Annotated in this window: 19 protein-coding genes; 9 read left to right on the plus strand and 10 right to left on the minus strand. The window is 73.2% G+C overall.

Going from position 1 to position 23142, the window contains the following annotated elements:
* The first annotated feature begins 24 nt into the window (after positions 1-24).
* A complete protein-coding gene (locus ACIBCJ_RS28210) occupies positions 25-753 on the plus strand; it encodes an NAD(P)H-binding protein (RefSeq protein ID WP_365979847.1) in 729 nt (242 codons plus the stop codon).
* 478 nt (positions 754-1231) lie between these two features.
* On the opposite strand, the gene ACIBCJ_RS28215 is transcribed toward ACIBCJ_RS28210, so the two are convergent.
* Positions 1232-2086 carry a hypothetical protein gene (locus ACIBCJ_RS28215; protein ID WP_362095907.1) on the minus strand — a complete coding sequence of 285 codons (855 nt, stop codon included), beginning with the start codon at positions 2084-2086 and terminating at the stop codon, positions 1232-1234.
* Positions 2087-2427: 341 nt separating this feature from the next.
* Between ACIBCJ_RS28215 and ACIBCJ_RS28220 the strand changes: the two genes are divergently transcribed.
* Together ACIBCJ_RS28220 and ACIBCJ_RS28225 are read left to right on the plus strand one after the other, a co-directional pair.
* A complete protein-coding gene (locus ACIBCJ_RS28220; protein WP_362510100.1) occupies positions 2428-3264 on the plus strand; it encodes an endonuclease/exonuclease/phosphatase family protein in 837 nt (278 codons plus the stop codon).
* Positions 3265-3409: 145 nt separating this feature from the next.
* Positions 3410-4630: a serine hydrolase domain-containing protein gene (locus ACIBCJ_RS28225; RefSeq protein ID WP_365979848.1), complete on the plus strand. Its 1221-nt coding sequence runs from the start codon at positions 3410-3412 to the stop codon at positions 4628-4630.
* 85 nt (positions 4631-4715) lie between these two features.
* Here ACIBCJ_RS28225 and ACIBCJ_RS28230 read toward each other — a convergent pair whose 3' ends face one another.
* Positions 4716-4991 carry a DUF3253 domain-containing protein gene (locus tag ACIBCJ_RS28230; protein ID WP_365979849.1) on the minus strand — a complete coding sequence of 92 codons (276 nt, stop codon included), beginning with the start codon at positions 4989-4991 and terminating at the stop codon, positions 4716-4718.
* Positions 4992-5299: 308 nt separating this feature from the next.
* On the opposite strand from ACIBCJ_RS28230, the gene ACIBCJ_RS28235 reads away from it, so the two are divergent.
* Complete coding sequence (locus ACIBCJ_RS28235; RefSeq protein ID WP_365979850.1) at positions 5300-6379, plus strand: PP2C family protein-serine/threonine phosphatase; 1080 nt, start codon at positions 5300-5302, stop codon at positions 6377-6379.
* 14 nt (positions 6380-6393) lie between these two features.
* On the opposite strand, the gene ACIBCJ_RS28240 is transcribed toward ACIBCJ_RS28235, so the two are convergent.
* From ACIBCJ_RS28240 to ACIBCJ_RS28260, 5 genes are all read right to left on the minus strand, one after another.
* A complete protein-coding gene (locus ACIBCJ_RS28240) occupies positions 6394-8370 on the minus strand; it encodes an NAD-binding lipoprotein (RefSeq protein ID WP_399283614.1) in 1977 nt (658 codons plus the stop codon).
* Between the two features lie 163 nt (positions 8371-8533).
* On the minus strand, positions 8534-9160 hold the full coding sequence (locus ACIBCJ_RS28245; RefSeq protein WP_362095892.1) for a histidine phosphatase family protein: 627 nt from the start codon (positions 9158-9160) through the stop codon (positions 8534-8536).
* A 139-nt stretch (positions 9161-9299) separates the two neighbouring features.
* A complete protein-coding gene (locus ACIBCJ_RS28250) occupies positions 9300-11459 on the minus strand; it encodes a SpoIIE family protein phosphatase (protein WP_362095889.1) in 2160 nt (719 codons plus the stop codon).
* 172 nt (positions 11460-11631) lie between these two features.
* Positions 11632-12816, minus strand: coding sequence for a type III polyketide synthase (locus tag ACIBCJ_RS28255; RefSeq protein ID WP_365979851.1), 1185 nt, complete (start codon positions 12814-12816; stop codon positions 11632-11634).
* 315 nt (positions 12817-13131) lie between these two features.
* Positions 13132-13848 carry a TetR family transcriptional regulator gene (locus tag ACIBCJ_RS28260; protein ID WP_365979852.1) on the minus strand — a complete coding sequence of 239 codons (717 nt, stop codon included), beginning with the start codon at positions 13846-13848 and terminating at the stop codon, positions 13132-13134.
* Between the two features lie 146 nt (positions 13849-13994).
* Here ACIBCJ_RS28260 and ACIBCJ_RS28265 point away from each other — a divergent pair, with 146 nt between their 5' ends.
* On the plus strand, positions 13995-15116 hold the full coding sequence (locus tag ACIBCJ_RS28265; RefSeq protein ID WP_365979853.1) for an NAD(P)/FAD-dependent oxidoreductase: 1122 nt from the start codon (positions 13995-13997) through the stop codon (positions 15114-15116).
* Between the two features lie 85 nt (positions 15117-15201).
* Positions 15202-16341: a winged helix DNA-binding domain-containing protein gene (locus tag ACIBCJ_RS28270; RefSeq protein ID WP_365979854.1), complete on the plus strand. Its 1140-nt coding sequence runs from the start codon at positions 15202-15204 to the stop codon at positions 16339-16341.
* A gap of 34 nt (positions 16342-16375) precedes the next feature.
* On the opposite strand, the gene ACIBCJ_RS28275 is transcribed toward ACIBCJ_RS28270, so the two are convergent.
* The 3 genes from ACIBCJ_RS28275 to ACIBCJ_RS28285 all read right to left on the minus strand — a co-directional run bounded on the left by ACIBCJ_RS28275 (position 16376) and on the right by ACIBCJ_RS28285 (position 19991).
* On the minus strand, positions 16376-16831 hold the full coding sequence (locus ACIBCJ_RS28275; protein WP_362095876.1) for a DoxX family protein: 456 nt from the start codon (positions 16829-16831) through the stop codon (positions 16376-16378).
* Positions 16832-17249: 418 nt separating this feature from the next.
* Positions 17250-18830 carry a carbohydrate-binding protein gene (locus ACIBCJ_RS28280; RefSeq protein ID WP_365979855.1) on the minus strand — a complete coding sequence of 527 codons (1581 nt, stop codon included), beginning with the start codon at positions 18828-18830 and terminating at the stop codon, positions 17250-17252.
* 183 nt (positions 18831-19013) lie between these two features.
* Positions 19014-19991, minus strand: a complete 978-nt coding sequence (locus ACIBCJ_RS28285) for a DUF3152 domain-containing protein (RefSeq protein WP_365979856.1) — start codon at positions 19989-19991, stop codon at positions 19014-19016.
* 113 nt (positions 19992-20104) lie between these two features.
* Between ACIBCJ_RS28285 and ACIBCJ_RS28290 the strand changes: the two genes are divergently transcribed.
* The 3 genes from ACIBCJ_RS28290 to ACIBCJ_RS28300 are packed head-to-tail and all read left to right on the plus strand — an operon-like array spanning position 20105 to position 23087.
* Positions 20105-20794 carry a response regulator transcription factor gene (locus ACIBCJ_RS28290; RefSeq protein ID WP_133886659.1) on the plus strand — a complete coding sequence of 230 codons (690 nt, stop codon included), beginning with the start codon at positions 20105-20107 and terminating at the stop codon, positions 20792-20794.
* Complete coding sequence (locus ACIBCJ_RS28295; protein WP_399283621.1) at positions 20791-22446, plus strand: ATP-binding protein; 1656 nt, start codon at positions 20791-20793, stop codon at positions 22444-22446. The genes ACIBCJ_RS28290 and ACIBCJ_RS28295 overlap by 4 nt, the downstream gene beginning before the upstream one ends.
* Entirely contained in the window at positions 22443-23087 is a 645-nt protein-coding gene (locus ACIBCJ_RS28300; protein ID WP_362095864.1) for a hypothetical protein, read from the plus strand. Before ACIBCJ_RS28295 ends, ACIBCJ_RS28300 begins: the two co-directional genes overlap by 4 nt.
* Positions 23088-23142 lie beyond the last annotated feature (55 nt).

The following is a 23142-nucleotide window of genomic DNA, read 5'->3' on the forward strand; positions in this document are numbered from 1 at the left end:
TCCGAGAAGAGGGAGAGGCACGTCATGAAGATCGCGGTCATGGGCGGCACCGGGCTGATCGGCTCGCAGGTCGTCGAGAACCTGAACGCCGCCGGACACGAGGCGGTACCGCATTCGCTGTCCACCGGGGTCGACGTCGTCAGCGGCCAGGGGGTGGACCGGGCGGTCCAGGGAGCCGACGTAGTCGTCAACCTGACGAACAGTCCGACCTTCGACGACGCCTCCCCGGCCTTCTTCGAGGCCTCCATGGGGAACCTGCTGGCCTCCGCCGGAGCCGGCGGGGTGGGGCACTTCGTCATCCTCTCCATCGTCGGCGTCGACAAGGTGCCCGAACTGGACTACTACCGCGCCAAGGCCCTCCAGGAGGAGCTGCTGCGGAGCGGTCCCGTTCCGTACTCGATCGTCCGGGCCACCCAGTTCATGGAGTTCATGGACGCGGTCCTGACCTGGACGGCCGACGACGACAGCGTCCGGCTGCCGGCCACCCCGATCCAGCCGATCGCCGCGAAGGACGTCGCCGCCGCGGTGGCGGAGGTCGCCGTCGGCGCGCCACTGAACGGCATCCGCAACATCGGTGGACCCGAGGTCTTCGCCCTCGACGACCTCGGCCGGCTCATCCTGTCCCGCAAGGGCGACAGCCGCACAGTGATCACCGACCCCACCGCCGGGATGTTCGCGGCCGTCAGGGGCGACGTGCTCACCGACACGGACGCCCACCTGGCTGCAACCCGGTACACCGACTGGCTCTCCTGAGCCTGACGGTGCGGGGCGGCGGGCCGCCCACCGGGGCGGACCCGACGGGACCGTGAGCACGTTGCGGGGCCAGGTCCGGGCTGCCGGCGGCGGACCAACAACCACCCGCCAGCACCAGGGCGACGGTGGTGGGGCAGGCAACCACACCGCGTGCGCGAGCAGAGCCACCGGTCCCGCCAGCACCGGCAGGGCGGGACCGGTCACCCCTCAGCCTGCTCGGCGCATCACCGGCGCAGACGCGACGGCTGATGGGTCAGGCTGCCCCCCGCCGATCTCTTCCAGCACCTGCTCGACGGCAGGCCGCCCGCAGACCGCTGCCTTGTGCCGGTCCGCTGCCCGCGCCGCGCGGCACATGAGTGCCGTGTGCACGGCGAAGTCGGCCCGTCGGTGCGGTGCGGTGCGGTGCGGTGCGGTGCGGTGCGGTGCGGACGCGTAGGCGATGGTCGTGGCCCACGCATCCGGCGGGGCGGGCACGCCGTCACGACCATTCGACACGGAAGCTCCTCGTGCCGTCGACCGTGGTGCCGCTGAGCGTGACGGACGCGGAGGCGTCGGTGACGTTGCCCCCGATCGTGGTGTCGGTGTTCATGCCGTACGGGAAGCTGGTGTACGTCCCGCACTGGAAGAGGGGCTTGGGTACGAAGAGCAGGTTCAGGGAGGCTGCCGAGACGGAGGCCGTGTCGGTCAGCTGCCCGGAGAACGAGCCGTCCCCGTCGTCGGACAGCGACCAGTAGACGATCTCGACCGCCTCCCCGTCGACGGTGTCGGTACCGCTCTGCGCCGAGGTGACGCCGAAGGCACCGTCCGCGGTCTGGTCGTCACTGGCCCAGGAGAGGTGGAAGGAGTTGCCCTCCGTGCCCACCGGATCGTCGATGATCAGCGTGGCGGGGAGGTCGTAGGACCGGGAGTCGGCGGCGCAGCCCGGATCGGCGAAGTCCACGGTGACGTGGGCGGTGCCGGTCCATTCGCCGTGCGGCACCCCGGCGGTGTCCTCGGGCACGTCGTCGCCCCCGGTGCCGTCCTCCGTGCCGGAGCCCGTCCCGTACGGGTTCTCGTCGGGTTCGCTCTCCTCCGCGAACGTGGGCCCGGCGGGTGTCGTACCGGCATCCAGCGGTGTGTCGGCGGCCGGTCCTGAGCCGGTCGCGTCGGTCGTGGTCGTACTACTGCTCGCGCTCGTCGTGGCGTCGGCCGCGTCCGAGCCGTCACCGTCGCCGCACGCGGTGACCACCGAGACCGCCAGCAGGCAGCAGCTCAGTGCTGCGACGACGCGCCGCGTCGGTGGACGCGGTCGGCCGGTGCCGCGCGTACGCGGCTCTTCCTGGAGTCGTGTCATGTCGTCGTCCCCCCGGCGGTGCCCCCCGGCAGCCGCCTGCTCGCCCGAACGGGCTCTTGCCGCAGGCGGGTCCGCGCCCTGACCGACCGGCCAGGTGGCTGGAAAGGGAGTGGACGTCCGCCGTAGTCCAGGACCATACGGGATGAGAGAGTCGATCATGGCAGAAACATGTAAATAGTGCGATCCGGTGAGCAGGCCGTGTCCGCGCGGGCAGGTGGCCCGATCGGCGTGTGCTCGGGACAGGGCACGACCGCGGACCCGCGACCCCTGCGGCGCACCGGTCCCCTAATCTCGTGCGTGAGGACGGGCGGACGCTCCGCGCGTCGACACCGGGGGAGGCGATCGTGCTCGCCAAAGGGACACGGTGGTTCGTGGGCACGGTGGCCGTGCTCTGCGTGATCCTCGTCGGTTCCCGTTCTCCCGGGAGCCCCGACACCGGCCGGAGCCGGCCCGCGCGCGACGTGGTGGCGAACCGCGTCATGACGTGGAACCTCTGCAACCCGTGCAAGGAGAGCAACGTCCACCGGGCCGCGGAGATCGCCGCGTTCGCCCCTCAGGTCCTCGGCGTGCAGGAGGCCTGTGTGCGGGACGTCGAGGCGATCCGGGACCACCTGGAGAGCATCCACGGGCTCGTCTACCACGTCCGGTACGGGACGGTCCTGACCAAGCGGAGCCGCTGCGGGGGAACGCCCTGGAACCCGGGTGCGTTCGGTCAGGCCGTCCTCTCCGCCGCGCCCATGACCGCCCACGTAAGCGAGGAGTACCCCGAGGGCGGCTCCGAGGACCGCGGCTACATGGCGGTCACCACCGAGGTCGACGGCCGGCAGGTACGGGTCTTCAACACCCACCTCGCCCAGCGCCGACAGGAGGCGGTCCGGGCGGGGCAGGCCGCCGTGCTCGCCACCGAGATCGCGCGGCTCGAACGTGCCATCGTCCTCGGCGACTTCAACGCGGTGCCGGAGGCACCCGAACTCTCGCGCCTCTGGACCCTGGCCGTCGACGCGGACTCCGGGTGCCGTCCCGCGCGCACCGCCGCCGGTACCTGCCGGGCCACCACGGACTGGCAGAGCAAATTCGACTACGTCTTTCTGCGCGGCATCGCCCCGGGCGAGTACCGCGTGCACCCCTCCCGGTACTCCGACCACCACCTGTTCTACGCCGACCTCGACCTGGCGTGATCCGGTCTGGGCTATCGTTCTGAGCACCCTGGAGATCACGCCCGTCGCGCGGACAAGGAGCTGCAACACGCCCTTGTACAGGCGGGATTCACCACTCCTGACCGGAGCTCAGGGCCTCCGCCCGATCACACGCAGAGAGAATCGGATGCGCATCAGAAACACGAGCCTCGCGCTTGCAGGTTCCGCGATGGTGGCCGCTCTGGTCACCGCCTCACCGGCCGTCGCGGACTCGACCCCCACACCTCCCAAGCCCTCGCTCACCGGTGTCCTCGCCGTGCAGAAGCAGGCGATGGCCGCGGGGGCGCCCGGCGCCCTCACCCGGATCGACTCCGGCTCCGCGGTCTACCGGCTCTCCATGGGCAAGGCGGACCGGGCCGCCGGCACGCCCATGGACGCCGACCGCAGGTTCCGCGTCGGCAGCGTCAGCAAGAGCTTCACCACCGTCGTGCTCATGCAGCTCGTCGCCGAGGGACGCATCGACCTGGACGCGCCGGCCAACGACTACCTGCCGCAGGCCCTGCCCGACGACCGCATCACCGTGCGGCACCTGCTGAGTCACCGCAGCGGGCTGTGGGACTACACGAACGACCTGTTCTACCACACCGTTCCCGGCTTCGAAGCCGTACGGAACAAGGTGTTCACGTACCAGGAACTCATCGACCTCTCGACGGCGCACGCCCCCACCAACCAGCCGGGTGACGCCTACAGTTACTCCAACACCAACTTCGTGGTGCTGGGCCTGATGATCGAGCACGTCACGGGCGTGCCGGTGGCCACGCAGTACCAGCAGCGGATCTTCGAGCCGCTCGGCCTGAAGAACACCTCGTACGTCCACCCGCGGACGACCCTCACCGGCTCGTACGCGCGCGGGTACGTCCGCGACGACGACACCACGCTGCCCCTGGTGGACTCGACCGAGCAGACCGTCTCATGGGCGCAGTCGGCCGGTGCCGTCATCTCGAACTCCGCGGACCTGAACCGCTTCTTCGCCGCGGTCGTCTCCGGAAAGCTCGTCGCCCCCGCGCAGCTGCGCGAGATGATGAGCATGGTCCCGGTCAACGCGGACCAGACCCAGTCCTACGGCCTCGGGCTGCGCGGCAGGAAGCTCTCCTGCGGTGTCACCGTCTACGGCCACACCGGCACCGTCCAGGGCTATTACACCTACGCGTTCACGACGGCCGACGGCCGGCGCAGCATGTCGTCGATGGCGAACACCTCCAACAACGGCACGGTGAACACCATCCTCGGCGGCACCCTCGAGGCCGCCTTCTGCGGCACCGACCCGACGCGGACGACGACCCTCAGCCGCTCCGCCGCCGCCGACGGCCACACCGAGGACATCGCTCCACAGGTCGTACGTCGCTGACCGGCCCGGCGCGTGACCCCAGGGTCACGCGCCGGCACCGCCGCCGGGGGAGCCTGTCACAACGGGCGCTGTCCGCCCGCGGCGGTCAGTGGGGCGCGCGGCGGATGCGGAGGGGGCCGCGGGCTTCGGCCCGCGTGACGGGCCGGCCGGCCTGGGTCACCTCCACCTCGCCGGCCGCCGCCAGCCGCCAGGCCGCTCGGCGGGCCGGTTCCATGAGCGCTCGCCAGCCCTCGTCGTCACCCTCGTAGGCATGGCGTGCGGCGTCGGACGGGCAGATCGAAGCACCCTCCCGGCGTCGCTCCAGCAGGGCCAGGATGGCCTGCTCGAGGCGTTGGGTGAGCTGCCGGTCCGTCTCCGTCACGCCTTCCAGTGTGGCCCCGGTGGCCCGGGCGGGCGAACTGCGGGGCCGGCGCACCCGGCAGCCGGGGTGCCGGTTGGCCCACCAGGGGGAACACCGGGGGCGCGGAACGCAAGCGGTGGCCCGGGCGCGTCCGTGACGGGGACACTGCCGGGGAGTCAGCGCGCGCCGCCGGTGTACGGGCACGGCAACGGTGCGTGGATCGTCCTCGGCCCCGGGAGGCACACCATGACGCCCTGTCCACTCGTGTGAGGGGGTCCCGGAAGTGGAAGCGCGACGGCCGTCCCGGGGGAGCGTCCGGGGAAGGGCGCTTGCGGTGGCTGCCCGCCGTGGTGATCGCCGCGGCGTTCGTGCTCGACGTCGCCACCGGGGGAGGTGTCAACTCGTTCCCCGTGCTCGCGGCCGCCCCCGGAGTCGCCGCCAGCGTGCTGACCCTGAGCGGGACCATCGCGACGGGTGTCGCGGTGAATGTGGTGGGGATCGCCCTGGTGTACCTGGAGAGGGAGCCGGTCCGCGAGGACCTGGTCTCGTTCAGCAGTCTGGTCGTGCTCACCGCCATCGCCGCCGTCCTCAACGTGCAGTTGACGTCCAACCGGCGGCAGTTGCGGACCAGCCGCGAGGTGGCGGCCGCGGTGCAGCGTGCCGTGCTCCCCGACCCGCCGCGCCGGGTGGGCAGGCTGACCGTCGCATCCCGCTACGAGGTCGCCCACGAGGAGGCCGCCATCGGCGGCGACCTCTTCGCGATCCACGACACGGCCCACGGCATCCGCATGATCATCGCCGATGTGCGGGGCAAGGGACTCCAGGCCGTACGCACGGTCAACGCACTCCTCGGCTCGTTCCACGAAGCCTGCCATCACCAGGCGGAGCTGGCAGGTGTCGTGCGGCAACTGGAGAGCCGCATGAGGGAGGACGTCCGGCAGTCGAGCGGGGCGGCGGCCGAGTCGTTCGCCACGGCCGTCGTCGCGGAGCTGCCCCCGGACTCTTCCGTGCTGCGCGTGGCCAACCGGGGTCACGCGGCGCCGCTGCTGGTCCGCGACGGGAGGGCGGACCCGCTGGAACCCGCCGCGCCGTCGCTGCCGCTGGGCCTGGGTGACCTCGTCGGCGACGACGTGCTGATCGACCGGTTCGAGCTGCCCGTGGGATCCACTCTGGTGCTGTTCACCGACGGCATCAACGAGGCCCGCGACGCGGACGGTGTCTTCTTCGACCCCGCCTCGGTACTGGCGCGGCGCTGGCCGGCCGACCCGGACGCCGTGGTCGACGCCGTGCTCGGGGCCGTCCTCCGGCACACCGGGGGTGACCTTCAGGACGACGCGGCGCTGTTCGCGGCGACCCTGTCCGACCCGGCCGGCCGTTCGCCGGAGACGGCTCCTCGCAGCGGGCGCTGACCGGCGTGGCCGTCTCACTCGTCGACGGAACCGGGCGCCGGCGCGCTGCCCGGGTCCCGCCGGGATTCGGGCAGCTTGCCGAGCAGCGTCCCGGGTCCGTCGGGCGAGCCTTCGGGGGAGCGGGGCGCCTCGTCCGGTGCGGCGACGACCAGCACGTGGTCCGCGGCGGCCCAGACGCGTCGTTCCGACTTGCCCGGAGCCAGCCGAACGCCGGTATCGAGGCTCGTGGCACCGCCGTCGTCAGCCCGGTACCCGATCGCGCACTCCCCGTGCCTGAGGGCGGACGCCACCACGGTGGCGAAGGACGCCGCCCTGCCGGGAAGCACGTAGTGGCGGGCCGGTCGCAGGGCGAGGGCGCCGCCCCGGGTGGCGAGGAGCTCCTCGAAAACGGCCGCCATGCCGGTGCTCTGGGAGATCCTGGCCATGACCAGCGAGGTGAGTTCTCCGCGCACGACCGCGGCTGACATCGGACCCAGCGGGGCCAGCGCCAGGCTGCGGTGGTCACTCAACTCGGCCACCACGGGGAGCGCGCGGCCCGTCTCCTCCTCCAGCGCGCTCAGCGCCAATAACGTCAGCAGGGTCTCGTCGTCGGGCCGGGACCGTTCCGGTCCGGCGTCCGGGCCGAGTGCGATCACACTGTCGTAGCCGAAGAGATCCATCGTCCTAAGGGTGTGGGGCAGGGTCGGCTCTCCCTCGTGATGGGCGACGGTGATTCTCATGTCCTCGGTGAGGCTCCCGGGCCCCGGGCCGTCGTCGGGACGGGAGACGACGTGCAGCTGTGAGCCCTGCCGCGCCGTGCGGCCGAGCAGGTCCACGATGAGTGGAGCACGGCGGTTCCAGCCCAGCAGCAACGTTCTCGAAGGGCGCTGTTCCCGGGGCACCGGGTCGGGCATGACGGTGAGGTCCACGGCGGCGACCTCCGGAGTCCGGAGGGCGGGCCGGTCGTCCTCGGCGACGACGACCAACCGGTCACCCGGACCCATACGAGTCTCGCGCGCCGGTGTGAGCAGGGCGCGGCCGCCGGCGGTCAGGAAGCCGACGGCACAGGCCCTGTCGTACCGCAGCGAGATCTCGGCGAACGTCAGCCCCAGGGCGTCCGGTGCCCGGATCACGTGCAGTTCGGCTCCCGCCAGATCGAGCAGGTCCCGCAGCGCCCCCGCCAGACCCGGGTGGCGGGCGGCCTGGACGAGTAATCGCGCCGTGGTGGATTCGACGTCCAGGACGACGCCCCGCGGTCCGGCGGCCAGCCGGGCCGCGGCCAGGAACCGCTCGTCGCGCACGGCGGCCACGACCGGTGGGCCCGCCTCGGCTCCGAGCAGCGACCGCAGGGCCAACAGGGTCCGGACGACCTCCGCGTTGGCCGCGTCGTCGTCGCCCGGCACGACCAGGAGGGAGTGTGCGGCGGCAGGGGAGAGGAGCGTGAGGGCGGCGGGGTCCGTCGGAGCTCCCGTACGGCAGACCACGCGTACGCCACGGGTCGATCCCAGCACGGTGTCCAGCTCCGACGCCATGACCGTGGAGTCCCGTTCGGCGAGCACGGCCACGGCTCCCCGCATCCGGCCCGCCTGGGCCGCGACCATCTCGCCGACAAGGGTGAAGACCTGGTCGGACCAGCCGAGCACCACCGCGTGTCCCCGCTCCAGCACGGTAGACCGGCCCCGCCGCAGTTCCTCCAGCCGGTCACCCAGCCCGGTCGTGATCACACCCACCAGCGTGGACACGCAGAGCAGGGCGATCAGCCCGAGGAACACCGACAGGAGCATCCGCAGCGGTGCGCCGGTCACCCCGCCGAGGCGGAGGGTCTCGGCGCTCGTGCGCCACACCGCGAGGAGCCGCGCCGAGAGGGAGCGGGGCGCTGCGGGGTCCGTCCACACCAGCAGCGTGCTGACGGGCACGACGACCACCAGACAGCACACGGCGAGCCAACCGAGCAGCGCACCGGTGCTGCGGGCCAGTGTCCGGTCGAAGACATAGCGCGCCCGTTGTCGCAAGGAATCCGGCTGCTGCCGCCGCACCACGTCTGCCCCCTACCGTTTCGCACCGCGTGTGCCGTCAGCGGAAGAGTGCTGGTGCGAGAGCCGCGACACACCGCGCCGCCGGGATGTTCACCCGTAGGGGGTCACGCGTTCGCGGGTGCCGGAGGCCCGCCCGTCCTCAGACGTGTGCCTCGGCGGGAAGACCCGTCCAGCGCAGCTCGGCGGGCAGGTGTCGCATGTCGTTGGAGACCACGACGGAGGCCGCCCGGCCGGGCGGGTAGCGGATGACGGTGAGGGCCGCGTTGCCGTGGTTGAGGCCGAGCCAGCGCCACTTCGGCGCGTGCATCGCGTCGCGGACGAGCCAGGCGACGAGGAAGTTGTGGGTGACGACCAGTTCGTGCCGGTCCTCCGTGCCGTCCGTCACCGGCCCGGTGAACCGCCGCAGCGCCCGGCGGGCCAGCTCCGCACCGCGCACGCGTTCCTCCTCGTCGGTGTCGGCGAGGAAACGGAGGTAGAAGTCCGCCGAGTCGTCGGGGAGTTCGGACCGCTGCGGCACGTGGGGCACGTAGTCACCGGCGATCTCCGAGACGCACGGGGTGACGTTCTCCAGTTCGTCGGCGATCAGGTGTGCGGTCTGCGCCGCCCGCGGCAGGGGGCCGTGGTGGAAGGACGTGAGGGGGACGTCCCTCAGGCGCCTGCCGAGCAGGGTGGCCTGGCGCCGGCCGGTGTCCGTCAGCCCGCTCTCGTCGGGTGACGCCTCGCCGTGCCGCGCCAGGTAGAGGTAACGGGTGGCCGTGCCGGTCATCTCGGGCTCCTCGGGACGCACTGGTGATCTCGTGCTCCCACGGACGCCGGGCCCCCGCGCCCCGGTTCCCCCCGGTTCCCCGCGCCCGGGGGCGTCGGCGGCCTCCCGCGGCCCGGCGGGGTACGGCCCCGCGGCTCGGTCAGCGCACCACCTCGGCCCAGACCACCTTGCCGGTCTCCGTCCAGCGCACCCCCCACCGGGTGGTGAGCCGGTGCACCACGTGCAGGCCGCGGCCCCGGTCGTCGAGCAGCCCGTTCCGGCCCAGCCGCGGTCTGCCGTTGCCGGTGTCGCCGACCTCGCACAGCAGGCCGGGTCCGGACCTGATCAGCCGTACGGTGATGGGGCCGCCCGCGTAGCGGACCGCGTTGGTGACCAGTTCGCTGACCAGGAGCAGGACACTGTCCCGGGTGGTGTCCCTGACGTCCCACTGCCGCAGCAGCGCGGAGACCAGCGCGCGGGCCCGGGCGGCCGCGTCCTCGCGGGCGGGCAGCCGCCAGGTCGCCGTGTCGCCCTTGCGGTAACCGATCATCCGCGCGAGCAGCAGGGTCACGTCGTCGCGCTGCCGCGCCGGCATCACCTCGGACACCACCCGCCGCGCGGCCTGCTGCAGCGCGTCCCAGGGGTGCACCGAGGCCACGGCGTCCGCCAGTCTGCCGATGCCCTCGTCGATCGGCGTCGCCGGATCCTCGACCAGACCATCGGTGTAGAGGGCGAGCAGGGAGCCCGGAGGCGCGACGAACGTGTGCACGCCGAACGGCTCCCGCAGGGCGAACTCGGCGCCCAGACCGGGGTGCGGGCGGACGGCCAGCGGTGCGGCGCGTCCGTCCGGCGACACCAGGATCGGGGGGAGATGCCCCGCGCTGGACAACGCCACCCGGTGGCTGACCGGATCGTAGACGGCGATGCAGCACGTCGACCCGAGGGCGCTGTAACCGGCCGCCAGCCCGGACTCCGCGTCGTCCAGCAGCGTCACGGTCTCGTCCAGGTGCTCCAGCACCTCGTCGGGCGCGAGCCCCGCGGACAGCAGCGCGCGGGCCTCCATGCTCAGCTGCCCCATGGTCGCCGCGGCCCCCAGGCCGTGACCGACGACGTCACCGACGACCAGCGCGGTACGGCCGTCCGGGAGCGGGAAGCTGTTCACCCAGTCACCGCCGACGCCCGCGCTGTCGGGGGTGGTGGGCTGGTAGACACTGGCGGTCTGGACGGTGCCGCTGCCGGACCGCGGCAGCAGCCGGCGTTGCAGGGCCAGCACCTGTGTGTGCTCGCGCTGGTGCTGGCGGGCCAGGTCCACGTGGTGGGAAGTCCTGGCCACCAGTTCCTGAAGGTCGAACAGCTCACTGTCGGCGAAAGGACGGTCCGCGCGCCGCCAGACCTCCGCCACGCCCAGGACGACGGGCGGATCCCCCTCCAGGACCAGCGGCACGCACGCCACCCCGGCCGAACGCTCCCCGGGCACCAGGGCGCGCACCAGCCGCGGGCTCCCCAGCAGGCGTTCGATCGCCTCCCGGTCGGGGATGACGACGGACTGCGGGGCGTCACCACGACGGATCGCCTGGGCCAGCAGCCGGCTCGCGTCGCCGGGCAGGTCCTCGCCGAGGGTGACGTAGCCCTCGGGCCACGCCCGGTCGGGGACCAGGGCGGCCCGCCGCAGCCGGATGCGGCCCTGCGCCCGCCCGGTGACCCCCTCGCCCGTCCACACGGCGAAGTCGAGATCGATGGCGGCCACGTCCCCCCAGGCCAGCAGCGACTCCGCGAGTGACTGCGCGGTCTCGCCGATGTCCAGCGAGGTGCCGATCGCGGTCTCGGCGGCGTACAGGTGCAGCCTGCGGGCCATGGCGATCACGGAGACGGTCAGGCCCTCCTGCGGAGCCGCCGCGGGCAGGATGCTCATCGAGACCACCAGCTCCGACCCGTCGGTCCGCCGCAGGCGCTGGACCCGGGCGACGTGCGCCTCCCCGGTCTCCAGGACCTGCCGCAACCGCCGGGTGACCGTCGGGACGTCCCCCTGCGGCAGGAGGTCGACGAACGGTCTCCCGATCACGGCGTCCAGCCCCGCGAAAACGGGAGCCTCCAGATTGCGGTCGGTGACTCTCAGCTCCCGGTCCAGATTGACCGCGCCGAGGATCTGCTCCTGGCGGCCCGCTGCGGGGTGCCCGACCTGAGACGACTGCCCGGCGGGGTCGGCCGGTGACTCGGCAGAGCCGGACGCCGCCGCTCCGTCACGCGGGATGTACCGCCCCAGGGCGCTGCTGACCAGGTGGAACGGCGACGAGGACGAAGGGGAGGGGGTGGAGTCCATGCGGCTCCCTCAGCTCACTCGCCAACCCCGGCACAGTGCCGGGGCCGTACCCGAACCCGTGCGGAAGAGCCCCGAGCATCCCGACCGCACACCCCATTCAATAACACCCGCGGACGCTTCGCCCACACCAGCGGACCGGGCGGTGAGCACGGAAAGTGACCGAAGGGCGCCCCTACAGCCACTGCCCTTCCAGGGCGGTGGCCGTCAGGCCCGGTGCCGCCGCGTACAGCACGGCCCGGCTGCCCGCCTTCTGCCCGGCGTCGCAGGCCCGGCGCAGGATGTCGAACACGGCGGCGCCGCCGCGGTTGCCGCTCGTGTAGCTGTCCCGGCTGTACTCCAGGAGGCCCGACGGCCAGTCCGCGGGCATCGTCTGTTCCATGTACTCCAGCACCCGGGTCCCGCCGGGGTGCGCGAGCAGCACGTCGGGGTGCCAGGAGGAGGGATCGTCCTCGTAGCGGACGCGGAGCCACTCCCACATCGCGGTGACCGTGTCCTGTACCGCGCGCGGACCGCGCCGGTCCATCACGAAGTGCGTGCCGTCCGCGCGGGTGTCCAGGCGGTGCAGGTCCTGCGTGCCCGGCAGGGTGTGGTGCCAGGAGGCGTCAAGACGCAGCACCGACTCGGGCCTCGGGCGGCCGGTGACCACCGCGGCGACCGCGGTGTCCGCGAACAGCAGCCGGACGATCAGGGACTCGAGGGTGTCGTCGCCGGGCTGGTAGGTCGTGCTGAGCGCCTCGGAGATCACGACCAGGACCACCCGGTCGGGATCCGCCGCCACCAGGTCCGCCGCCAGCGCCAGGGAACGGGTCCCGGCGACGCACGCCCACTGGGTGGCCGGCAGCAGCATGGTGTCGCCGCGGAGCGGAAGCCGGTTGGCCAGGGCGACGTCCAGACCGGGCAGCGCCGGGGTGGTGGAGTTGCTGGTGATCAGGCAGTCGACGTCCGCGACGTCCAGCCCGGCGATCTGCAGGGCCCCGCGCGCCGCACGCTCGCCGTAGGACTGCACGGCCTCCCAGGCCGGGGCGGTGCGCTCCTGGACGGTCTGCGCCGCGGGCACCGCGTCGATCGCGGTGAGCACGCGGTCCGCGTCCTGCTCGGTGAACCCGTCGCGGATCAGCGCCTCCCGGGCGGGCCCGCGCCCGGCGTCTGCCAGGGCGCCGCCGTTGCCCGGGGCGACGGCGGCCTCCAGGGGCAGCATCCACCCGCGCGTCTCGATGCCGGTACTGGCCGCGATGCCGTCTACCCGCGGCGCCCACGCCGCGTCCGGGTGCCGGTCGTGTACCTCCGCCACGATCTGGCGGGTGTCCACGGAATGCTCGCCGTGTATGACGGCGGGAGGGCACAGGTATGCGGCCACGATCGGCACCTTTCTACGGATTCTGCGGTGTGCGGGCGTGCGGGCGTGCAGGTGGAGCGGCGCCGAGCAGGGGAGCTTGGTGGAGAAGGGAGGAAGTGTCACGCGAGCCGTGGCGTGGGTCACTTCGGCGCTCTGCGTCCAAGTCGGCGACGGCGCGCGTCACTTCGGGCGGCGCCTCGTACTTCGAGCATGGACGCGAAACGGGCATTTGCGCAGTGACCCACGCAACTTGGGCGGCCTCGGGATGCGTGAGACGGCACACACGCCGAAGGCCGTCCCGGCGGCACGCGGTCCGGCCCGGCCGGGCCCGGTGCGCTACGCGCCGGTCCGGTGAAGTGCCGTGATGCCGGCCAGGACCAGCGTGATCCCGGCGAGGAACTGCTCCCGGTCGTCATGGCCGCGCACCTGGGCCGCGACGGCGCGGGTGAACGGGTAGTCGTCCGGGTCGAGTCCCTCCCAGGCCGTCGACACGGCTTCCAGGAACTCGGTCCTGTCCACGTCGGGCCCCAGGGCGCCGGCTTCGGCGCCGGCGCCGTTCGCGGCGTTCTGGCCGGCGGCGCCCAGGATGTAGTGCATCAGCGTCGAGGACGCCGTGAACCAGCCGGCCTCGGGTACGCCCATCGCCCGGACCTGCCGGCCGAGGCTTTCGAAGATCCGTGGCGCCACGGTCCCCCAGGGGGTGCGGGACAGCTGCGTCGCGAGCTGTGCGGCGAGCCACGGATGTGCTTCGGTCGCGTCGAACAGGCCGAGCGCCACGGCGCGTACGACGTCCTCGGGGGAGTCGGCGGCCCCGGCCGGTTCGACCGTCACGGCGGCGCCGACGACCGCGTCCGTGGCGGCGCCGAGCAGTTCGGCCTTCCCCGTGATGTGCCAGTAGATCGCCCCGGGGCCGGTGGCGAGGCGTTCGGCCAGCGCGCGGAAGGTGAGGCCGCGCTCGCCCACCGTGTCGAGGAGTTCGACGGCGGCCCCGACGATGCGCTCCCGCGAGAGGGGTTCCTGCCGCCGGTCCGGACGGCGCGACCTGGTTGCCATGCCGCCCATCCTAGACGTCGTGGAACGCCGTTCCAGCTTGACAGGTGATGGAACGGCGTTCCAGAGTGGAAGCGCTGGAACGGTGTTCCAGCGAGATGGCCGGCCGGTTTCCGGTGCGGCAGTCCACGACCAGGAGGAGATGCGCCATGACCGCACACGTCACGATCGTCGGCGCCGGACTCGGCGGCCTCACGCTCGCCCGCGTCCTGCACGTGCACGGCATACCGGCCACCGTCTACGAGGCCGAGGCCTCGCCGGAGGCCCGCGCCCAGGGCGGGATGCTCGACATCCACGACGGCACGGGCCGGCCCGCCTTGCGGGCCGCGGGCCTGACCGAGGAGTTCCGCGGGCTCGTCCTGGAGGGCCGGCAGGCCACACGGGCCCTCGCCCCGGACGGGACGGTGCTGTACGAGGAGGACGACGACGGCACGGGCGGGCGTCCGGAGGTGATGCGGGGCGAACTGCGGCGGACCCTGCTCGCGTCACTCCCCGCGGGCACCGTCCGCTGGGGGCACAAGGTCCGTGCCGTCCACGCCCTCGGAGGGGGCCGGTACGAGGTGTCCTTCGCCGACGGCACCTCCCGGGTCACGAGCCTGCTGGTCGGCGCGGACGGCGCCTGGTCCCGGGTCCGCCCGCTGCTGTCCGGTGCCGTGCCCGAATACGTCGGCATGAGTTTCGTCGAGACCTACCTGCTCGGCGCCGACGCGAGGCACCCGGCCACCGCGATGGCGGTCGGCGGCGGCGCGATGTTCGCGCTCGCACCGGGCCGGGCGATCCAGGCCCACCGGGAGAGCGGCGGGGACCTCCACGCGTACGTGGCGCTGCGCAAGCCGTCCACATGGTTCGACGGCATCGGTCCCGGCGACCCGGCGGCCGTGGCACGGGTGGCGGAGGAGTTCGCCGGCTGGGCACCGGAACTGACCGCGCTGATCACCGACGCCGACACCGCGCCGGTCGTGCGGCCCCTCCATACCCTCCCCGCCGCACACCGGTGGGACCGCGTGCCGGGAGTGACCCTGCTCGGCGACGCCGCCCATCTCATGCCTCCCTCCGGCGAGGGCGCCAACCTCGCCATGTACGACGGCGCGGAACTCGGCACGGCCCTCGCCGCCCACCCCGGCGACGTGGAGGCCGCGCTCACCGCGTACGAGCGGGACCTGTTCCCGCGCAGCGCGGCGGCGGCCGCCGACGCCTCCCGCCTGCACGCGCTGATGTTCGGCGACGACGCGCCGCACGGTCTGATCAGGATGTTCGCCGGACAGGACTAGCGGGTCGGCGCGCCGGCGCCTGCGAGCGGCGATGCGCGGGCCGTCGGTGGTCGCCCGGGGCGCGGGAGCCGGGCAGAATCCGGGGGTGACCCTCACCCCGCGGCAGCTCGCCCTGTCCACCCTGGACCGCCAACTCCTCCTCGAACGCCGGAGACTGGACGTGGCGGAGGCGGTCCGCCGGTTGTGCGCCCTGCAGGCCCAGTCGCCGGCGTCGCCCTACCTGGCGCTGTGGAACCGGCTGGAGGACTTCGCGCCCGAGGATCTCGACGCGGCCTTCGCCCAGCGCCGCGTCGTGAAGGCGCCCCTGATGCGGATCACGCTGCACGCCGTGCACAGCGAGGACCACGAGCCCTTCCGCGCGGCCATGCTGAGCACCCTGCGGTCCTCGCGCCTGTCCGACCGCCGCTACACCTCGACGGCGCTGACCCCTGCCGACGCCGACGCGCTGCTCCCGGAACTCGCGGCGTTCCTGGCGCGGCCGCGCACCGGCGCCGAGGTGGAGGCGGAGGTCACCGCACGGTTCGGCGAGCACGCGCACCGCGTGTGGTGGGCGCTGCGGACCTACGCCCCGTTGCACCACGGGCCGACCGGCGGCCCGTGGTCGTTCACGGCGCGCAACGCCTACGTGGCGGCCCCGGCCGCTTCCGAGGCCGGGCCCGAGGAGGCGGGCGCGGGGGTGCGGCGGCTGCTGGTGGCCTACCTGCGCGCGTTCGGGCCCGCGTCCGTCCAGGACTTCGCCCGGTTCACCCTGCTGACGAGCCGGGCGATCGCGCAGGCGCTGCGGGAACTGGGCGACCGGGTGGTCCGGGTGGCGGGCCCGGACGGCGCCGCGCTGATCGACCTGCCGGAGGCGGTGGTGCCGGACGAGCGGACCCCGGCGCCCCCGAGGCTGCTCCCCATGTGGGACAGCGCGCTGCTGGCCCACGTGGTCCCCGGCCGGCTCATGCCCCCTCGGTACCGGCCGTGGGTGGTCCGGCGCAACGGGGACGTGCTGCCCTGTCTGCTCGTCGACGGACGGGTCGCCGGGGTGTGGCGCGCGGTCGACGGCGCACTGGAACTGACCGCCTTCCACGCGCTGGACAAGTCGGCGTGGCGGGGACTGACCGAGGAGGCCGAGAGGCTGTCCGCCCTGCTCGCCGACCGGGATCCGGCCGTCTACGGGCGTTACCGGCACTGGTGGGACAAGGGCTTCCCGGAAGCCGAGCGGGTGATCGTGCGGGGCTGACCACCCGCTCGGTTCCGGTGGGGTACGCACCGGCTCACATGGGCGTCGCCCTGTCCGACGGCAGCGTCCTCGTGACCCTTCGGTCGCCGTCGTCCCGCCGGGAGTGGAGGCGGGACGCCAGGCTCCAGCGGCCCGGACCGACCGCGGCGACCAGGAGGAAGGACCAGCAGAACAGGGCCGCCGACTCCCCGCCGTTCTCGATGGGGAAGAGGCCGCCGGGCTGGTGCTCGACGAAGTAGGCGTAGGCCATGGATCCCGAGCACAGGACGGCCGCCGCGCGGGTCGCGACGCCGCCCAGGACCAGGGTTCCGCCGACGAGTTGCACCACGGCGGCCCACCAGCCGGGCCACGCGGCGAAATCCGGTGCGGGCCCGTGCGGACCGCCCAGCACGTCGAACAGGGTGGCCACTCCGTGACAGGCGAACAGCAGGCCGACGACGATACGGAAGAGCGCGATCACGTGCTCCCTGCGTTTGTCCAGCGCTTCCAACGATGGTGCTCCTCTCTTGCGCAGCGACCGCGCCGTTTCCGGGCGGCCGGTGGGGGTGGTGCGCAGTGCGGGGCAGGGGCCGACGGCGTCCTGAGGGAGGAGAGGACGCACGGCCCATTCGAACCTTCAACCATCGCGGGGCCCTTGTCTAGACCAATAGCGCGACGAGTTGCGGGCGGGGCCGAGGCGGCGCGGACGCTCCGCCGCTCGACCGGAGCCCGTGGTCCGGGAAGGCCCCGGAACCCGAACGGGCGGGGGGGGGGCCGGGGGGGGGGGGGGGGGGGGGGGGGGGGGGGGGGGGGGGGTGGGGGGGGTGGGGGGGGGGGGGGCCGGGGGGGCCCCCCGCCCCCCCCCCCCCCCCCCCCCGGCCGCCGGGGGGGGGGCCCCCCCCCCCCCCCCCCGGGCGGGGGCGGAGCGGTTACGGGGTGACCCGGTTGCCGCCGAAGGTCACCACGAGGGTGCCGTCCGCGGCGAAGGACCAGTCCAGCGCGCCCGCGTACGCGGCGCACCGGGACCCGTTCGAGCCGGTCCAGAACTGGTTCGACCCGTCGGCGTCGCCCACGGTCTTGTCCTTCGTGCCGTCGTCGTCGCGGCACGAGGTGTTGTTCCGGAACACCGAACTGCCGGAGTCGAAGGAGAAGTTGCGCTCGGCGTTGTCGATGCCGACGTTGTCCGAGATCGTCATCCTGCCCGGGTTGCGGTTGTAGGTGAACCCGTGCTTGCCGTTGTGGTAGGCGATGCTGCGGCGCACCACGTGGTCGACCTCGATGTCCTCGCCGCCCAGCTTGTAACCGTTGCGGTCACCGCTGGAGTTCTGGGTGCCGTCGGAGAGGGTGCCGTTCTCGTAGGCCAGGGAGTCCTCGATGGTGACCGCGCCGATCGCGCCGGTGTCGGACTTGGTGTACAGGTCCCAGCCGTCGTCGATGTTGTTGTGGGAGACGGCGTCGCGGAAGACGTTGCCGGGACCCACCGTGAGCTTGGCGGCGAAACCGTCGGCGTCCTCGCCGTCGGAGTCGGCGTTGTCGTGCGACTCCGCGCTCACGACGAGGTTGTCGGACGGCCACTGGTCGCGGGGCGTGTCGGAGGCCGTCCGCGACAGTTGCAGCCCGGTGTCGCGGTTGAAGCGCGTCACCGTCCGCTCGAACACGTTGTGGCTGCCGCCGACGAAGATGCCGTTGTCCCCGGCGTGCTCGACGACGACACCCTTGACGTGCCAGTACGAGCCGTTGACCGCGAGCCCTCGGTTCGAGGAACTCTCGGACTGTGCGGCGAAGTTGAGCACCGGCGTCTCGCCCGGGTAGGCGGACAGCTCGGTGCGGTCGGCCGGGGTGCCGTCGTTGCCCTGCGGTACGGTGACCGTCTGGGCGTAGCGGTAGGTGCCGCCGCGCAGGTAGATCGTGCCGCCGGGGGAGACGCGGCCGATCGCCGAGGTGAGAGTGGTCGGGTCGGACTCCGTCCCCGAGGCACCGTCGGTGCCGGCCGGCGACACGTAGAGCGCGGAGCCGGACGTCGGCGGTGTCGTGTCGCCGCCGGGCACCTCGGCGTCGACGTAGTCGAGGTTCGGCAGGCCGGCGGCGGAGGTGGGAGTGAGCCGGACGGTGTTGTTCCCCGCCCGCACCGGCACCGTGAGGGTCTTCGTCACCCACGTGCCCCAGGCGCCGGTGGGGGCGAACGACGCCGAGGCGACGCTCGAACCGTTCACGATGATGTCCGCGGGGCGGGCGCCGTCGGTGCCGTTGGCGAAGCGGACGCTCAGCGTCGCCGTGCCCGCGGCCGGTGAGCCGACGGTGAACTGGGCGTAGGCGCCCTTGGCGTTGGTGCCGTTGCAGAAACCACTGCCGGAGTAGCCGGACCAGTCCGAGTCGATGGTGCCGGTGCAGACCGCCGGGGAGCTCTCCGCCTCGTGACGGGCGGATGCGGCCTGTGCGGAAGTGCCGGACAGAGCGGCGAGCGTGCCGGCCAGCAGCGCGGCGCTCGCGACGACGGGTCTCACGTGCATCGTGTCTCCAGGGGGTTGGGTCCGACCGGGACGGGGTGGGAGGATCGGCTGGAGAAAGCGCTTTCACATACTCTGTCGTCGGACCCTAGAAGATTGCCGTGCACGCGTCAATGGCTCGGTATGTGAATGCCGTTCATCATATTGAACATGCGGCGCCGGTGGGCGATGCCGGGAGGCGCACGCTCACCCGAGGGCGGGCCCCGTGACGGGGTGGCCGTCGGCGTCGTAGGGCCAGACGTTGGTCCGGCAGCCGTGCAGGCCCTTGATCTGCTGCATCATCACCGGCGCCGGGCGTCCCGCCCCGGGGCACCCCTCGTGACCGTGGCCGAGGAAGTGCCCGACCTCGTGATTGATGATCAGCGCCCGGTACGACGTCACGTCGTCCGCGTAGTACTGCGTCGCCAGCAGCCATCGTTTGAGGTTGACCATGACGTCCTGGCCCACGTTGCAGTTGACCTCGCCACCGGTGTCGAGGCCGTACCGGCCGCAGATGTCGTCCACCGTCGCCGCCGTGGCGAGCCGTACCCGGAAGTCGGCCGTGCCGCCGGACACCCGCCGGAACCCGACGTCGCCGTCGGCGGTCCAGCCCCGCTCGTCGGCGAGGATGTCCTCGACCTCCGCCGCGACGTCCCGCGCCCGGATCCCGATCCCGTCCTCGACCTGCACCACGTACGTCAGCGTCCGTCCGCTCCCGCCGACGCGGTCGCCGCCGCCGTCGGCGGTGGCGAAGGTCCCCGGCCCCGACGCCGGAATGGAGCCGGGATCCGGCGTGCCGTCCGTCCCCTTCCCGCCGCCCTTCCCCGCGTCTTCCTTCCCGCCCCCCTGCCTGCCGTTCTCCTCGCCCTTCCTGCCGTCCCCCTCCTCTTCCTTCTTCTCTCCGTCCGCCTCCCCGCCCGTCTCGGGTGTGGGCTCGGCCTTCCGCGCCTGCTGCGTCCCGCCGGTCCCGGCCGCCGACGGCGCACCGGCCGCTTCGGTGGCGTCGACCGAGGAGTCCGTCGGCCGCTGGAGGGCCAGGCCGCCGGCGAGCACCAGGACGGCTCCCGCCGCGATCCCCGGCCACAGCAGACGGCGCCGGCCACCCCGTCGGCGGGCGCGGCCACCGTGGCGTCGGCGGCCCGTGGCGGAGGAGGGCGGGGGAGTCGACCGGCGGCGTTCACTCATGATCACTAAGCGTGCTCCGGCCGTGTGATCGGGTGTGGACGGCTTTTGGACCTCTGTGTAACAGCCCTCACCCGCACGCGGACTCCCGCCCGCGCACACGCATACTGAGGTGCATGCCAAGGGTCCTGATCATCGAAGACGACCGCGCCGTCCGGGACGGCGTGCTCCTGGCCCTGCGCCGGCAGGGACACGAGGTCGTCGGCGCCGCGACGGGAGAGGACGGCCTGGAGCAGCTCCGGTCGTTCCGCCCCGAGGCCGTGATCCTCGACCTGATGCTGCCGGGCATGTCCGGCCTTGAGGTGTGCCGCCGCATACGCGCCCACGACCAGGTGCCGATCATCATGGCCACCGCCCGCGGCGACGACACCGACATCGTCGTCGGGCTGGAGGCCGGAGCCGACGACTACGTGGTCAAGCCGGTCCGCGCCCGCGTGCTGGACGCGCGCATACGCGCCGTGCTGCGCCGCGTGGGCGGCACCTCGGACGACCAGGGGACGGCGCGCACCGAACACCACGGCGACCTCGTCATCGACCGGGCCGGACTGACCGTCACCCACCAGGGACGGCAGGTCGCCCTCGGCCCCTCCGAACTGCGGCTGCTGCTCACCCTGTCCGCCTCCGCCGGGCAGGTGTTCAGCCGCCAGCAGCTCCTCGAGGCCGTGTGGGAGCACAATTACCACGGGGACGCCCGGCTCGTGGACGCCTGCGTCAAACGACTGCGGTCCAAGATCGGCGAACCTCCGGGCAGTCCACGCTACGTTCACACCGTGCGCGGCTTCGGCTACCGGTTCGGGCCGCGGTGAAGCTTCCGCGGGTGCTGCGCGCGCTGGTGGGTCTGCGTCTGCGGCTGGTGGTGGCCTTCACCCTGGTCGCCGTCGTGGCCACGGTGACCACCGGCGCGCTGACCTTCCGCGAGGCACGCACCGGCGTCCTCCAGCAGAGCCAGGACACCGTGATCGAGGACTTCCGGCACCGCGTCAACACCCTCGTGCCCAACTACCGTTTCCCGCCCGACGCCGCCGACCTGCAGGCGTTCGCCGACGACGTGTCCAGGGGCGGGCGGTCCCAGCCGTGGCGGGTGCTGGTCGCCTACCGGCAGGCGAGCGCGACCTCCGCCCCCGGGGACGCGTTCGGGGAACTGTCCCCGGCGATGCGCCAGTCGGTGCGCTCCCGACGGGCCACCGTGTTCCAGCGGGTGTCGCGGGACGGCCACTCCTCACTGGTCGTCGGCATGCCCGTCACCTTCGCCGGGCTGTACAGCACCGAGCGGCGCGCCTCCGGGATCGAGGTGTACCTCACCGTGCCGCAGCAGGACGAACAGGGCTACGTCGACGCGCTGGTCACCGCCATCGAACGCGCCACCGTCCCGGCCCTGGTCCTGGCCGTGCTGATCGCACTCCTCGCCGCCCGCGGCGTGCTGCGGCCGGTGCGGGCGCTGCGCCGGGCGACCCGGAGCATCGCCGAGGGCCACCTGGACACCCGGCTGGCGGTGCACGGCTCCGACGAACTCGCCGACCTCTCCCGCACCTTCAACGAAACCGCCGCCGCGCTGGAGGGCTCGGTGGCCGAACTGCGGCGCATGGAGGCCGGCGCCCGGCGCTTCGCCGCGGACGTCTCCCACGAACTGCGCACCCCGCTGGCGGCGATGTCGGCAGTCACGGACGTGCTCGACGAGGACGCCGCCGGCCTGGACGAGGACACCGCGACGGCCGTGCGCCTCATCAGCACGGAGACCACGAAGCTGGCCGCCCTGGTGGACGACCTGATGGAGATATCCCGCTTCGACGCGGGGGCGGCCGCCCTGCACCTGGACGAGATCGACCTGGCCGAGTCACTGCGGCGCACGCTCGCCTCCCGCGGCTGGCAGGACACCGTGGAGACCGGCCTGCCGGAACCGGGGGAGCTGCGCGGCCGGGTCGACCCGCGCCGCCTCGACGTGATCGTGGCGAACCTCGTCGCCAACGCCCTCAGGCACGGCGCACCCCCGGTCCGCCTGGAACTCGGCGTCCAGGACGGCCCGCGTGCCGGGAGACAGGCGGTCGTCACCGTCCGCGACGGCGGGGACGGCATCCCCGAGAGCGTGCTGCCGCATGTCTTCGACCGCTTCTACAAGTCGGCCGACGCCCGCGCCCGGAGCGAGGGCAGCGGCCTCGGGCTGGCCATCGCGACGGAGAACGTGCGTCTGCACGGCGGCACCCTCCGTGCGGCCAACCATCCGGAAGGCGGCGCCGTCTTCACGGTCGTCCTGCCCCTGCGGCCGGACGACACGGAGGACCGGGCGACGCTCCCGCACTCGGCCCCGCACCGGACCCAGGAAAAGAATCCGGACGCGGACACGAACACGGACACGCACGCGGACCCGCAGTCCGAATCGGAGCCGAACCCGCGATCAGAAACGGAGTCGAGGTCGGACTCGGAGCCGGAGTCGGACGCGGCGATGGAGGCCAGGACATGAACCCTTCGCCGCGCTCACGGGCGGACGTCACGACCCCGCCCGGGCAACGGCCGCACGGCCGTCCCGGCCGAAGCGCGGTGCGCGCACTCCCCGTTCTGCTCGCGGCGCTGCTTCCGCTCTCCGCCTGCGGCATCCCGGAGACCGGGGTGGTCGAGGCGGGCGAACCCGCGACCGGCGTCCTCCGACCGGGCGTCACGGCCGCCCCGTCGGAGACGGCGCCTCAGGAGATGCCCCGCGTGAACGTCCCGCTGTACTTCGTCGCGGACGGCGACCTGACGGCGGTGTCCCGTGCCGTACCGGGCTCGGCCGACCTCGCGGGCACCGTGCTCATGCTGTTCAAAGGGCCCGACGCGCAGGAGCGCGGCCAGGGCCTGACCACCGAACTGCCACCCACGGCCGAGGCTCCGACCATCCGCACGGACGGCACGGCGGTCAACGTCCGGCTGCCGCGAAGCGCCGGAAGCCTCAGCGACACCGCCGTCGACCAACTGGCCTGCACGGTCGCCGTCGCCCGGCTGCGGCAGGACCCGGCGCTGGGGAGCGCGAAGGTCACCGTCGAACAGCCCGGCGGGCGGCTGGCCGGCCGTTCCAGCGACGACTGCCCGTCCGGCGCCACCAGCGAGCCCACCGTTTCTCCCTAGAGCGCCCCCGCGCCGACCGGCGGAAGCGTCGCCGGCCCCGCAGGGCCCGCCGGAC

The organism is Streptomyces sp. NPDC051136 (genome assembly GCF_044455745.1).
GTDB lineage: Bacteria > Actinomycetota > Actinomycetes > Streptomycetales > Streptomycetaceae > Streptomyces.

Coding starts and splice junctions, on each gene's coding strand:
- ACIBCJ_RS28210 (WP_365979847.1), top strand. CDS start 25: ATGAAGATCGCGGTCATGGGCGGCACCGGGCTGATCGGCTCGCAGGTC.
- ACIBCJ_RS28215 (WP_362095907.1), bottom strand. CDS start 2,086: ATGACACGACTCCAGGAAGAGCCGCGTACGCGCGGCACCGGCCGACCG.
- ACIBCJ_RS28225 (WP_365979848.1), top strand. CDS start 3,410: ATGCGCATCAGAAACACGAGCCTCGCGCTTGCAGGTTCCGCGATGGTG.
- ACIBCJ_RS28245 (WP_362095892.1), bottom strand. CDS start 9,160: ATGACCGGCACGGCCACCCGTTACCTCTACCTGGCGCGGCACGGCGAG.
- ACIBCJ_RS28250 (WP_362095889.1), bottom strand. CDS start 11,459: ATGGACTCCACCCCCTCCCCTTCGTCCTCGTCGCCGTTCCACCTGGTC.
- ACIBCJ_RS28260 (WP_365979852.1), bottom strand. CDS start 13,848: ATGGCAACCAGGTCGCGCCGTCCGGACCGGCGGCAGGAACCCCTCTCG.
- ACIBCJ_RS28265 (WP_365979853.1), top strand. CDS start 13,995: ATGACCGCACACGTCACGATCGTCGGCGCCGGACTCGGCGGCCTCACG.
- ACIBCJ_RS28280 (WP_365979855.1), bottom strand. CDS start 18,830: ATGCACGTGAGACCCGTCGTCGCGAGCGCCGCGCTGCTGGCCGGCACG.
- ACIBCJ_RS28285 (WP_365979856.1), bottom strand. CDS start 19,991: ATGAGTGAACGCCGCCGGTCGACTCCCCCGCCCTCCTCCGCCACGGGC.
- ACIBCJ_RS28290 (WP_133886659.1), top strand. CDS start 20,105: ATGCCAAGGGTCCTGATCATCGAAGACGACCGCGCCGTCCGGGACGGC.
- ACIBCJ_RS28300 (WP_362095864.1), top strand. CDS start 22,443: ATGAACCCTTCGCCGCGCTCACGGGCGGACGTCACGACCCCGCCCGGG.